This is a genomic window from Paenibacillus sp. GQ49 (assembly GCF_059759055.1).
The window spans coordinates 1-232 of sequence record NZ_JCAXEL010000068.1 but is presented as its reverse complement, the minus strand read 5'-3'; the positions used below and the strand labels follow the sequence as shown (position 1 = coordinate 232).

At 62.9% G+C, this 232-nt stretch carries 1 protein-coding gene; it reads right to left on the bottom strand.

Features of this window, described 5'->3' with window-relative positions; all coding sequences use genetic code 11:
• On the bottom strand, window positions 1-232 hold a 232-nt coding region (locus tag AC6CIF_RS31985), incomplete at both ends, for an AMP-binding enzyme (protein ID WP_498202762.1).

The following is a 232-nucleotide window of genomic DNA, read 5'->3' as shown; positions in this document are numbered from 1 at the left end:
GCGCGGTGCTTCCGTCTCCGGCCCGGCAGGCAGATGGTGGTCCGGCTCTGGCAACGCCTTGCGGTCCAGCTTGCCATGGGACGTCAGCGGCAGCTGATCCAGTTGCACCACATAGGCCGGGATCATATAATCCGGCAGTTCCGCTTCCAGCCAGTCCCGAACAGTAGCAGCTGTCCACACTGTTTCACCTTCGGCTACAACATAGGCGCACAGCGCCCCATTTCCCTGCGGG